We start from the raw sequence: 11,531 nt of genomic DNA, 5'->3' as shown, positions 1-11,531 counted from the left end.
AGGCGAGCGAGTTCGACTGGGGGCATCAAGCATGGCACTCGATGAAGAAATCAAGGCCGCGCGCAAGGAGATTGTTTCCGACGGGTACGAAATGTCTATCGGAGAGTTGATGAACCTCTATCGAGACGATGAGCTTCGCATTGATCCTGAATTCCAACGTCTGTTTCGGTGGGATGACACTCGGAAGACACGGTTCATTGAGTCGTTACTACTTGGCATCCCAATCCCGCCAATATTTGTATTTCAGGACGACAAAGGGATTTGGGAGCTTATCGACGGGCTGCAACGTCTATCCACTATTTTCCAGTTCACCAACATCCTGAAGGGGCCCCGGGCGGCGGAGTTGGGGGCACTCTCACTGGAAGGTACCAATTTCCTTCCAAGTCTCGCGGGCAAACGTTGGGAGCCTTCCGCCGATGACGCGGAGGACGGAATTGGTGAAGTTCACCAACTTGAGATCAAGCGCGCGCGGCTCCGGGTTGAGATACTAAAGAAAGAAAGTGATCCCCAAGCCAAATTTGAACTCTTCCAGCGACTGAATACTGGCGGCGCCGCCCTAACCGAACAGGAGGTTCGGAATTGCGTCGCGGTCATGCTTAACAAAGATTTTCACGAGTGGCTTGTGAAGGCTTCCCAGCTACCTGCTTTTGTGACAACCACGATCCAGACCGAGCCGGCAATTCAAGCGCAGGCGGGTGTGGAGTTGGTGCTTCGCTTCTTGGCGTTCCGCCACGTCCCCTACACCAAAGGACTGGACGTTCATGAATACCTCGACCAAGCCCTACCTAAGCTGGCCACCGAGCCTCCTTTTGATGCGAATGTCGAGGAGAGAGTCTTTGAGCAGACCTTCTCCGTCTTAAGTGATGCACTGGGCAGCAGCGCATTCAAACGCTGGGATGGTGAATCTTTCGGCGGAAAATTTCTTATGTCCGTCTTTGAAGTCATGGCCATTGGCACGTCTAAGAACATAGACGAGATTACCGCATTGAATCCCGAAGAACGTTCCCAATTTCTTACTCAGAAGGCCAAGGCGCTCTGGGATGACCCCGTATTCCAAAGGAATTCTGGTGCAGGTGTGCGCGGAACAACGCGACTTGTGAACTTACTGCCAATGGCAACAGACTTTCTTAGACCCCACTAGAGGGTCACAGCGGTATGAGCAAAATCAGGACACTGAGCCAACTTCAGGAGAACCTGGATAACGAGATGGGCTGGCGCATCAAGGAGCTGTCCAGCCTAAAGGTGAGCGTAAAAGGAGCAGTGTCCATTGCGGAACCGACCATCGTGCGAGCTGGCATTGCCCTCCTCTATGCTCATTGGGAGGGGTTCATAAAGAACGGCTCCACCGCTTACCTCAACTACATCACCAACCAAGGTATCAAATACGAAGAGCTGAAAAGCTGTTTCGTTGTGTTTGGGCTCAAGGGTTATTTGAACACGCTGACAGTGTCGCGAAAAGCGGAGGCAAATGAAAAGGCCATCGACTTTATTATGGAGCAAATGACCAATCCCGCAAAGATATCCTTGTCCTCTGCCATAGACACCGAATCAAATCTGACCTCCAAGGTCTTTGATAACATCGCAGTGTCTCTCTCGATTTCTCGTACGGCCTACGAGTCAAAGTATAACCTTATAGATCAGAGCCTCGTGCTACGGCGCCACAAGATCGCACATGGGGAGTATCTGGACCTCAGTGCCAAAGAATGGCGCAGTCTTACAGACGAGGTTCTTTCGCTAATGCGTCAATTCAAGACCGACATCGAGAACGCAGCGTCGCTCCAACTCTATCGACGAGCTGCATCGGAAATAGCCGCCTGATAGGAGCACCCTTTCAGTAGACCCCCGCCATGTACTAGAAGGATTCCGCGATAAGCTCTTCAGAGAAGGTTTGGGGGGTCCACATGGACGCCAGTGTCGGCACCAAGCCTATCGATAATGGCTATGTCGCTATTGGATGGCCTGAACTGGGGGACCTGTCTTCAGTCTCGGCCAACCGCAATGCCTTCAAGGAGGCTATCCAGGCTGCATATCCCACGGCCAAGGCCGGAAGTATCCCGGTGCAAGCTGGTGTTCTCTTCCGGTTTCTGCATGAAGTGAGTGATGGCGACGTCGTGATCTATCCCTCGAAGGTAGATCGCATGGTCAACATTGGGATGATCGCCGGTCCCTACCGTCATGACACTCAGGCAAATCCTGCTTACCCAAACCTTCGCCCAGTCACATGGTTGAAGCACTTGCCTCGCGAAGAGTTCTCGCAAGATGCGCTTTACGAAATCGGCTCGTTCATCACGCTATTTGCCGTGCGCAACTACGCAGACGAGTTTATTGCGGCGCTGGAGGAACGGCCTCAGACCTCCGCTCCAGATGAAGCACAAGAACGCCGCGATGACGAAACGGTTACGCAAGTTGTGGCCGCACAGGCGGAGGAAACGACAAACGATTTCGTAATCCGCCAATTAAAGCGGGGGATTGACGCTTACGAGTTTGAACACTTCGTAGCGCACTTATTGGAGTGCCTTGGTTTTCATACACGCGTCACACAGAAGTCCGGCGATGGCGGAGTAGACATTATTGCACACCGCGACCGGCTCGGTTTCGAACCACCTGTAATTAAGGTACAGTGCAAACAAGTAACAAATCCAATTGGCCGCAATGATGTCACGCAGCTGCTCGGCAACGTAGCAGATGGTGAGCATGGTCTATTTGTAACGCTTGGTACGTACACCAAAGACGCGCGTGAGGTCGGCAGATCAAATCCCAAGCTGCGACTTGTGGAGGGAGAACAGCTTGTTGAGATGATTTTCGATCACTACGACCGTTTTGAACCACGGTACCAAGCGTTGCTGCCACTGAAACGCATCTACATCCCGTCTTTGAAAGATGGCTCCTGACCCGAGCGAACCTTATCCCCGCCCCCAAAACCTGCCGTATCATGCCCTCACCTCGTCCGTTCCAAGGGCGTTCTCGCGAGGCGTTGCGGGGGCGGGACGGGGTGCGGCGCCTCCAAGCTTCATGGCCTTGGCCATCGGACTACTTGGCCAACCGACTATAAGACTCGCTATTTTGGCCATTAAGGCGCATGTCTCGGGGCATCATCGGGCAATCGTCACAGGCCCCGATGGCTGAGAGAGCTTACGTCGCGCTCCCGCCTGCCAACTTGGAGCGCCTTCATGCCCTCGCCCAAATCTCTCCCCCGTAGACGCGTCACCACGACCGAAGACGAGCAGTCCGAACACGACTTCACAACCGGACATGGCTTCGACACCGGGCACGAGGTGCTGCTCAGCCGGCGCTACCCGCCGCGCAAGGCCGCGCCGGGTCCCTACAAAGTGGTGGCGCAGCTTCCGGCGCGGAACGGACAATTCCAATATCGCATCAAGAGCGGCTGCGAGCCGTTCTTCCGCATCATGGCGGAAAGCGAGCTCGAGCGCGTCTAGCGCGACGATCGCGCGGCTGCCTCAAGACCGGCGGGCGCCAACCTCGAAAGCGAAACCCATGCAATGCTTGGTCTGTGCCGGCGAGGCGAAAGACCTCACCCCGGAGTATTTCGACGGTCACGTGATCGTCTGCCCCACTTGCGGCAAATACGAAATCCTCGGCTGCACCTGGGGCCAATTCAAACGCCTACGCAGGCCGAGCGGCAAGCAGCGCATGCCAATGCCGCATCGCTGCAAGGCTTCTCCCGCTGGCCGACGATCAAGACCATCAATTTCTGATCGCCACCGACAAAGCGCGCCTCTGTGGCGCGGCGATGACAGTGGAACCGCCGCCGCGATGCTAATCTCCCGGCCAGGGATTCGGCTGGCCGCCGCGCGGCCTTGCGGAGAAACGGGACGATGGCGCGCTTTGCGAAACTTGCCGCCCCTCTCCTCGTGGCCATGAGCATCGCCCTCGCGAGCCTGTCGCCGGCGCGCGCGACGAAGGGGCTTCGGGTCTCTACGTGCCGGGCAATTTCGGCTTCGGCGCCGGCGTCACGCCGGACCCCGGCCTCTATCTGAGCACGGGCGTCGGCTATTACGACGGCGACATCAAGGTCTATATCGATGGCGGCAAGATCGTGCTCAATGTCGTCAAGCGGCCGGTCTCCACCACCTTCGCGACTCTCTGGGTGCCCGAGACCAAGATCTTGGCGGCCGGCTCGGCCTGTCGCTCCGCTCCTCCTACAGCTACGCCTGGGCTCATGGCGAGGTCACGGGGCTGGTGACCGAGGAAAAGACGGTGGCGGGATGGGGCTTGGGCGACACCATCCCGCGCGCGCAGCTCGGCTGGACCTCCGGGGCCTGGTCGAACACGCTCTATCTGACGGGCTGGCTGCCGACCGGGCGCTACCAGCGCGGGTTCGAGCCCAACACGGGGAAGAACCGCTACGGCGTCAATCTCGGCTGGGGCGTCACCTACACCGATCCCGGCACGCAGATCGAGATCGATTCCGCGGTCGGCGTGACCTTCAGCACGCCCAATCCGGCGACGGACTACAAGAACGGCGATGCCTTCACGTGGGAAGGGGCCGTCGGCAAGAAATTCGCCAATGGGCTGCAGGTCGGCGTCGCCGGCTATGCCTATCAGCAGCTGACGGGCGATACGGGCGCGGGCGCCAGGCTCGGTCCGTTCAAGGGCCGCGTGTTCGGCCTCGGTCCCCAGCTCATCTACAACACGGTGCTGATGCAGCGGCCGGCGGTTCTCAATCTTCACAACTATCAGGAGTTCGGGGCGGTGAACCGGTTCGAGGGAAACGTCACGACCTTCTCGGCGACGTTCAAGTTCTAGGGTGCTTGTCGCCAGCGTGGCGAAGCGGCCCGTCGTTTCAGAGGCGCTCCGGCTTGACGCACGTCAAGGTCGCCCTTCCCTCAATTCGTTAGGTGGTGGGGCGTTTCACCTTACGTCAAGGGGAGGTTCCTTCCGATGAGAGCAATTGGGCTGGTCTTATTCGCGCTTTGCCTTGGCTTCCTTGCGACCCCGGCACTCGCCGACTCCGCCCGCGCTTCGTGCGGCGATCTTTACTGCACGATCACGTGCAACGGCACGAAGGCCGAAGCCCGTTGCGAAGGCGGGGGCACGGGCGCGCCGGTCTGCGCGTGCGAAACCAAGGGCACGATGGGCGGCTACGTCAAGATCAAGTGCCAGAGCGCCACGAAGGAAGCCTATTGCGAGGCCAATGAGCGCCCCGGCGGCAACTGCAAAGGCGGCGTCCACGCCCTCTGCACCAAATGGCGGTAGCGGCGCTTTAGCCGCCGGGCAAAGGGTGCTGCTTCAGACCTGAGCTCAGGCCCTCCCGGCCGCCGTCGCCGCGGGCACCTCGATCAGCCGCCCCGACTTCACGTCGTAGATGTAGCCGTAGATCAGCACGCCCTTGGGCACGAGCTTATGCGCGCGGATGCGTTTCACGTCGGCGGTGACGCTCTCGGCCTGGTCGGCGATGGTCAGCCAATCGATGAAGTCGCCTTCCGTGGAGCCCGGCCCTTGGCCCACATCCTTCCAGCCGCCGGGCCCGATCTCCGCGGTGTCGAGGCTCTGGCGCAACAGCCCGCGCATGATCTCATTGGTAAAGGTCTCCATGCCGCAATCGGTGTGGTGGACCACGAACCATTCTCTGGTGCCGAGCAGCTTGTGGGAGATGACCAGCGAGCGGATGGCGTCGTCGCTGGCGCGGCCGCGGCGTGCGGATGACATGGGCGTCGCCCTCGGCGAGGCCGGCGAACTTCGCGGGGTCGAGCCGCGCGTCCATGCAGGTGAGGATGGCGAAGCGGCGCGCGGGCGGCATGGCGAGCTTGGCCTTGTCGCCGAACTCCGCTGCGTAGGCCGCGTTCGCCGCCAGCACCTCGTCATGCACTCTGGTGATGGCATCGGTCATGGCATCTCTCCCTGGAGGTCGTAGAATGGTTGGGGCGAAGCGGTTTCGCTGTGCTCAGCCCAGCCTACGGCGCGCCGCCGCGCGGTCAAGGAGCCTCTCCCCGCGATGACCCTGCGTTCGACCCGCAAGACGGTCACGTTCCTGCATCCCTTCTGCCTGAAGGGTGTGGATCGCGCGCTGCCGCGCGGGGACTATCTTGTGGTGACGGAGGAAGAGCTCATCGAGGGGCTGTCGTTCCCGGCCTACCATCGCGTGTCGACGGTGATCTTCGTGCCGGCGCCTTCGGAATCGGCGCCTTCGGGATCGGCGGTCGAGATGGTGACCATCGAGCCCGCGGATCTCGCGGCGGCCCTAGAGCGGGACGCCGCCCTGCCCCTTCCATGACGGACGGAACCGAGGCCACCACGGGGGCGGCCTCGGGCAATCTTCGTGTTAGGCGCTGGCGCCGATCTTGCGGCCCTTCAGCACGGCGTCCACGTCGCGCTGAGCCTGATCCGGCTTGATGTCGTACTTGGCCGAAACCTTGCTCACCAGGTCGTCCTTGCCCTTGAGCGACGACACATCCTGCTCGGAGAATTTGTCCCACTTGGCCCGGATGTCGCTGAGAAGAGCCTTGTGGCCCTCTGCGTTATCCTGGGTATTTTCCGACGTTTTTGTCGCTGCTGAATTTTCCATTATTGTTGTCTCCAAATATGAGGAAAGTGTCCTTTGAATGATTATCACTCAAACTACATAATCTATATAGCACGCCATTCTTCGTATTTCTATAACGCATGAAAATATATATATTTTTTGTGGCCTTATTTCAAACGCGGGCTGTCATTATTTGACTCGCAACAACATTTTAGCAGGAGATTTCCCCATGACAGCCGCGATAAAGATTTTGAAGTCCGATGACATCTTTCCATATGTGCTTGTTTATAGCACCGTACTGACAATACTCAGTCTTGCCGCAGTTTATCTCTCCTCATCGCTGATCCTAGACTGACGCCCACAGAGAGCGTGGACCCGTATCCCCACTTTATCCCCGCCCCGAAAACCTGCCGTACACTGCGCTCATCCCTCGTCCATGAGGACGCGAGCTGCAGACCGTCTGCCTCTCGGGGCGCGGGACGCGGCGCCCGGGGTGGCGCGGTAAAGATGGGCTGATCTCGGACGCACCATTCCCGATAGGCCCGGACCACCGCGTCAGGATAACGGACCAGCCTCGGGGGTCTCTACCTCGCCCGCCTGCGCTGTAACGCGTGGGCCGTCGGGTAAGGCGCGGGATCTCCATGCGCGCGCCTATGCCACTGGCGGTAAGCGGCGATACGAGGCTCTAAAAAGATGCCGCGGCGGGGCACCTATAGAGGCTGCCCACTTTGCGCAACGGACGCAGGCTCTTCGGTGCCCCGCAGTCCCCCCTCTTCGAGGGCTCGCTTCGCGAGACGAACTTGGGAGAATTAGGGAGAATGGAGCGCGCTCGCGCGGGTGACGCGGCGAGACGATGAAGCACGGGCGCGCTCAACCGGGGAATGCCGTTGTGGTCACCGAGCACAGTCTCGAGGCGATCAAGACGGCGGCCGATATCGTCGATCTCGGCCCCGAAGGCGCCGGAGGCCGCGTAGGCGTAACGCTGGCAGCAAAGCGCGTGCTGCCAGCGAAGCTGCCGAGGGATCCGCCTATTGGATAGTTGGGGCGCTGATGGTTACGCCTACCACCTTATCTTGAAACACCCTTCCGCCGACCCAAGCACCTTTCCATCGGTTACATTTACGCGTTCCACCGGCATGAACATGAAGACTTCCCCATGTCCATCGAAACTCACCACATCAACGGTATTTTCGCCGGCACGTAACGTTGCGCCCTTCGTTCCACCATTCGGACTGTCGATACATATTTTGATGCGGTACGGGCCATTCTGAATGTATTTGCAGTTCTCTCCTTTGGCCAAAGAGTTCAGATCGCCAAATTCGATTGACTCAGTCTCGTTGATGAACGGAGCGAAGCTTGATCCCTTCTCCCAACAATACACTTCCCTCAATTGACATTTGAACATTGCTTCGAACCTCCCAGTTTCGTCTCGCGCTCGCTGCATCATGCGCGCATAGGTTATAGCGTAATGACTATGCTCGCGCAAGTTGCATGCGTGGCTGCGTGCCCCCCCGGCGAAGAGAAGGAAAGCAAGGAAACGGCAACATGGGCGCCACGCGCGGCGCCCGGAGCGAGACGATGACTCGTGCGCGTCCAGCTACCGGGGGGCGATTCATGGCCGGGCTTTCGTCCCGGCCATTCGCTTGTTGGGCGGTGGCGCAGCCTTAGCCGCGGACGGCGATCCAATAGCCCGAGCAGACGCCGGAGGGGCCGGTGCCGTTCCACGAGCCCTTGCCCTTGGCCTTCCAGAATTGGCCGATCCCTTTCGCCTCGCGCGGGCCGGCCACGCCGTTCATCTTGGCCCGGCCAGAGCCGGAGACGAGGCCGGCGATGTGGATCGGGCGCATGACGAATTTACCGCTGGTCGAAGCGATTCTGCCGCCGTTGATGGCGAGGCCGACATTGATGACGCCGCAATGGCCGTCGGTGGTCACCAGCGACATCTTCCAGGCGCCGTCATAGGGCGCCGCGTGCGCCGGCACCGCGATACAGAGCGTTGCGAGAGCGGCCGCCGATGCCAGGCCGCGGATGCGATTGCCATTCATGGGAGTCCTCATGGGTGGTTGTCGTTCGCTGCACATACGAGCTGTTCTGGCGAGGCCCGTGGGCAGGCCTCGACGCCGCAGCCTCGCATGACATTTCTTAACGGAATAATGCGACGGGCGGATGCACCGCTCGCGGGATGGAGCGGGCTATTGCGCCGGGGCGGGTTCCGGCTCGGCTTGCATGCCGTCGGGCGCGGCACCGGGCTCAGGCGTGTTGCCGGGCTCGGGCGCGGTCGCCTCATGCACTTCCTCGCGCACCCCTTCGGACACCGTCTCCACGCCGGCGCCGATCTTCGCGCCCAACACGTTCCAGTTCACAATGTCCTGCGTGCCGGGATGGTCCCCGACATGGTCGATGAGAAACACGACGAGGATGGTGAGAACGATGCCGGTGAGGACGCCGGAGAGATACGGCATGTGAAGTCTCCTTCGGAGGCGCAGCAAAGGAAGAACGTCTGTCCAAGAGGGACGGTTCCCCTCTTGGACGATGCGGATCGCAACATTTGCCCGATGGGGCGGGGCGCTATTTCGCCGTCATATTCTTGATAGCGCCGGCGATGAGCGTGAGGACGATGCCGCCGATGGCGCCGCCGGCGATATCGCCGACCCAGCCCTCGATCATCTGCCCGGCGAACGTGCCGATGAGCTGACCGGTGATGCCGCCGCCGACCGCGCCGGCGATAACATTGCCGATGGTGCCGAGCGAATAGTTCTTGGCCGCGGCGCCCGCGGCGCTACCGCCGATCGCGCCGACACGAGCTGTACGAGAAGACTTGCGATGTCCATTTGGCTTTCCCCCCTCGGTTGTCCAATGCCCAGATAATAAGCGCATACGGACCGGGGTGCCATGGCGAAACGGCCCCCCGAGAATCGGGGTCTTCGCCGGCGCGGTCGACCCTAGTCCGACGTTGCGCGGCCGTAGGCGCGCACCGCCACATAGGCGACGAGGCACAGGGCGAGGAGACCGGCGAGCGCGACGAGCACGCCGAGCAGCATCGGCATCCAATCGGCGTCGGCGGCGCCGAGCATGTCGAAGCCCTGCTTGGCCACGACCCCAATCACGGCCAGGCCCACGGCCAGCAGGGTCGCGGCGACCACCACCGCCCAGCGGCGGTTCTTGCGGCGGCGCTCCAATCGGCCGCTGAACATGACGGGACGTGCCATGGCGCTCAGCCTCGACCGGTCAGTTCGGGCGGGGGTGCCGCGGGATCGAATTGTTTCGCGCCGCCCTCCCGGATGCGGCGCCAGGCAATCGGCACGGCGGCGATGCACACGACGATGGCGATGACCCAGGCCCCGACCGGCGGCAGCCCTTCGAACAAGGACAAGATCAGCAGGAGGACGACGCCGAGGCACAGCACGCCCAGAATGAGCCAGACGATCCACAGGGCCGTGCTCCCGGCGCTAAATTTGGCGTCCGGCGCAGCGGCGGCGATGCGGGGCGTGAGCGCGCGAATGAAAGGCGCATAGGAGGCGGTCCGATCCTCGAAATTGTTGAGGCTCTGGTAGTGGGCCGATCGGAGCTTGATCTTTTTGCCATCGCGGCCGCGCAACGTGCATTGGAAGGTCTCGCCGATGGGCGAGGTGTAAGAGATCAGCCGCAGGTCGCGCACGTCCTTGTACGCGAGTTGCCCTTCCCCGGCGTCGCCGGTCCAGTGCAGCGCATCCGGCCCAAGCGTGAAGGTTCGCACCTTGTCCGCGAGGCTGTTGCGCACGGTATGGGCCGGCTCGCTCATAGTGCCGGTCGCTGATCGCTCATCAGCCGAGTGTCGTCCGAACCGGTCACAATCGCAACATGGCGGCTTTGGCAGGGTTGGGTGGGATCATGGGCCCGGCCGGTGCCACAAAACTTTCTCCATCGCCCGCGGCCCGCGGCCGTTATGATCGCATGCGCCGAACGAGAGGATCGAGAGAAGCATGAGCGACGACAGCGCAAGCACCGCGCAGGACAAAGCCCTTCTCGTGCTGATTATCGCGGTCTCCGTGGCCTTCGCCTGGATCCTGTGGCCATTCTATGGGGCGATCCTGTGGGCGGTTATTCTGGCGACCGTGTTCGCACCGGTGCATCGGCGGATTCGGGCGGCCACGCCCGACCGGCGCAACCTCGCGGCTTTCGTGACCCTGCTGATCATCGTCACCATCGTGTTGTTGCCTTTGGCGTTGACGGCCGCATCCTTGGCCAACGAGGCAACCAACCTCTACGAGGAAGTCCAGTCGGGCCAGCTCAATTTCGGAAAATTCCTCCAGGAGATTCTGGATGCCCTCCCCGCCTGGGCCACCAGCATTCTCCGCCGCCTCGGCGTGACCGATGTGAGCGACGTCCAAAAAAGCCTGACGGCGCTCTTCAAGGAAGGCAGCCAGTTCTTCGCCACTCAGGCGGTCGTGGTCGGCCAGGGCACGGCGAACTTCATCATCAGCCTCTTCATCATGCTCTATCTGCTCTATTTCCTGCTGCGCGACGGCGGCGCGCTGTCCCGGCGCATCAAAGCCGCGGTGCCGCTCGCGCCCGAGCAAAAGCGCGCCTTGTTCGAGAAGTTCGCGGTCGTCATTCGCGCCATGGTCAAGGGCACGATCCTCGTGGCTATTGCCCAAGGCGCGCTTGGCGGGCTGATCTTCTGGCTGCTCGACATCCATGCGGCGGTGCTGTGGGGCGTCGTGATGGCGTTTCTTGCCCTGCTGCCCGCCGTTGGCGCCGCTGTGGTCTGGCTGCCGGTGGCGCTCTATCTCTTGGCCACGGGGTCGGTCTGGCAAGGCGTCGTGTTGATCGCCTTCGGCGCCGGCGTCATCGGACTCGTGGACAACGTCTTGCGTCCGTATCTCGTCGGCAAGGACACCAGCATGCCGGACTACATCGTGCTGATCTCCACGCTCGGCGGCATCGCCATCTTTGGGCTGAACGGCTTCGTCATCGGACCGTTGATCGCCGCGATGTTCATCGCCGTGTGGGATATCTCCTCGGGCGGCACCCCGGCGGCGCATGACGCTGACGACGCGTCGTGATG

18 protein-coding genes are annotated in these 11,531 nt (G+C 61.0%); 10 read left to right on the top strand and 8 right to left on the bottom strand.

The genetic code is table 11. The features are described from left to right. The first annotated feature begins 31 nt into the window (after positions 1–31). The 7 genes from AUC69_RS15620 to AUC69_RS15590 all read left to right on the top strand — a co-directional run bounded on the left by AUC69_RS15620 (position 32) and on the right by AUC69_RS15590 (position 5,217). Positions 32–1,141: a DUF262 domain-containing protein gene (locus AUC69_RS15620; RefSeq protein ID WP_069442978.1), complete on the top strand. Its 1,110-nt coding sequence runs from the start codon at positions 32–34 to the stop codon at positions 1,139–1,141. A gap of 14 nt (positions 1,142–1,155) precedes the next feature. Next, positions 1,156–1,818: an MAE_28990/MAE_18760 family HEPN-like nuclease gene (locus tag AUC69_RS15615; protein ID WP_069442977.1), complete on the top strand. Its 663-nt coding sequence runs from the start codon at positions 1,156–1,158 to the stop codon at positions 1,816–1,818. 83 nt (positions 1,819–1,901) lie between these two features. After that, the gene (locus AUC69_RS15610) at positions 1,902–2,891 is read left to right on the top strand and encodes a restriction endonuclease (RefSeq protein ID WP_069442976.1); all 990 of its coding nucleotides are present in this window, start codon (positions 1,902–1,904) and stop codon (positions 2,889–2,891) included. A 279-nt stretch (positions 2,892–3,170) separates the two neighbouring features. Continuing rightward, the gene (locus tag AUC69_RS15605; protein WP_069442975.1) at positions 3,171–3,437 is read left to right on the top strand and encodes a hypothetical protein; all 267 of its coding nucleotides are present in this window, start codon (positions 3,171–3,173) and stop codon (positions 3,435–3,437) included. A 503-nt stretch (positions 3,438–3,940) separates the two neighbouring features. Then, complete coding sequence (locus AUC69_RS15600; protein WP_069442974.1) at positions 3,941–4,204, top strand: transporter family protein; 264 nt, start codon at positions 3,941–3,943, stop codon at positions 4,202–4,204. Then, the gene (locus AUC69_RS15595) at positions 4,105–4,767 is read left to right on the top strand and encodes a transporter (RefSeq protein ID WP_083239531.1); all 663 of its coding nucleotides are present in this window, start codon (positions 4,105–4,107) and stop codon (positions 4,765–4,767) included. Before AUC69_RS15600 ends, AUC69_RS15595 begins: the two co-directional genes overlap by 100 nt. 135 nt (positions 4,768–4,902) lie before the next feature. Further along, on the top strand, positions 4,903–5,217 hold the full coding sequence (locus AUC69_RS15590) for a hypothetical protein (RefSeq protein WP_069442972.1): 315 nt from the start codon (positions 4,903–4,905) through the stop codon (positions 5,215–5,217). Between the two features lie 45 nt (positions 5,218–5,262). On the opposite strand, the gene AUC69_RS19505 is transcribed toward AUC69_RS15590, so the two are convergent. Together AUC69_RS19505 and AUC69_RS19500 are read right to left on the bottom strand one after the other, a co-directional pair. Next, positions 5,263–5,580, bottom strand: coding sequence for a carbonic anhydrase (locus tag AUC69_RS19505; protein ID WP_342018624.1), 318 nt, complete (start codon positions 5,578–5,580; stop codon positions 5,263–5,265). Next, positions 5,537–5,851 carry a carbonic anhydrase gene (locus tag AUC69_RS19500; RefSeq protein WP_342018623.1) on the bottom strand — a complete coding sequence of 105 codons (315 nt, stop codon included), beginning with the start codon at positions 5,849–5,851 and terminating at the stop codon, positions 5,537–5,539. Before AUC69_RS19500 ends, AUC69_RS19505 begins: the two co-directional genes overlap by 44 nt. A 105-nt stretch (positions 5,852–5,956) precedes the next feature. Here AUC69_RS19500 and AUC69_RS15580 point away from each other — a divergent pair, with 105 nt between their 5' ends. Continuing rightward, the gene (locus AUC69_RS15580; protein ID WP_069442971.1) at positions 5,957–6,235 is read left to right on the top strand and encodes a hypothetical protein; all 279 of its coding nucleotides are present in this window, start codon (positions 5,957–5,959) and stop codon (positions 6,233–6,235) included. A 48-nt stretch (positions 6,236–6,283) separates the two neighbouring features. Here AUC69_RS15580 and AUC69_RS15575 read toward each other — a convergent pair whose 3' ends face one another. Next, a complete protein-coding gene (locus AUC69_RS15575) occupies positions 6,284–6,526 on the bottom strand; it encodes a PqqD family protein (RefSeq protein WP_069442970.1) in 243 nt (80 codons plus the stop codon). Between the two features lie 811 nt (positions 6,527–7,337). Here AUC69_RS15575 and AUC69_RS15570 point away from each other — a divergent pair. Next, a complete protein-coding gene (locus AUC69_RS15570) occupies positions 7,338–7,523 on the top strand; it encodes a hypothetical protein (protein WP_069442969.1) in 186 nt (61 codons plus the stop codon). A gap of 625 nt (positions 7,524–8,148) precedes the next feature. Here the strand turns inward: AUC69_RS15570 and AUC69_RS15560 are convergent. From AUC69_RS15560 to AUC69_RS15540, 5 genes are all read right to left on the bottom strand, one after another. Continuing rightward, on the bottom strand, positions 8,149–8,529 hold the full coding sequence (locus tag AUC69_RS15560) for a hypothetical protein (RefSeq protein WP_069442967.1): 381 nt from the start codon (positions 8,527–8,529) through the stop codon (positions 8,149–8,151). Between the two features lie 147 nt (positions 8,530–8,676). After that, complete coding sequence (locus AUC69_RS17630; protein WP_069442966.1) at positions 8,677–8,946, bottom strand: hypothetical protein; 270 nt, start codon at positions 8,944–8,946, stop codon at positions 8,677–8,679. Between the two features lie 106 nt (positions 8,947–9,052). After that, entirely contained in the window at positions 9,053–9,361 is a 309-nt protein-coding gene (locus AUC69_RS15550) for a hypothetical protein (RefSeq protein WP_425283557.1), read from the bottom strand. A gap of 65 nt (positions 9,362–9,426) precedes the next feature. Continuing rightward, positions 9,427–9,693: a hypothetical protein gene (locus tag AUC69_RS15545; protein WP_141700852.1), complete on the bottom strand. Its 267-nt coding sequence runs from the start codon at positions 9,691–9,693 to the stop codon at positions 9,427–9,429. Between the two features lie 5 nt (positions 9,694–9,698). After that, complete coding sequence (locus AUC69_RS15540) at positions 9,699–10,265, bottom strand: hypothetical protein (RefSeq protein WP_069442964.1); 567 nt, start codon at positions 10,263–10,265, stop codon at positions 9,699–9,701. Between the two features lie 181 nt (positions 10,266–10,446). Between AUC69_RS15540 and AUC69_RS15535 the strand changes: the two genes are divergently transcribed. Next, a complete protein-coding gene (locus AUC69_RS15535; RefSeq protein ID WP_069442963.1) occupies positions 10,447–11,529 on the top strand; it encodes an AI-2E family transporter in 1,083 nt (360 codons plus the stop codon). Positions 11,530–11,531 lie beyond the last annotated feature (2 nt).

Source organism: Methyloceanibacter superfactus, from assembly GCF_001723305.1.
Lineage (GTDB): Bacteria > Pseudomonadota > Alphaproteobacteria > Rhizobiales > Methyloligellaceae > Methyloceanibacter > Methyloceanibacter superfactus.
This window is presented reverse-complemented; position numbering and strand designations above follow the sequence as displayed.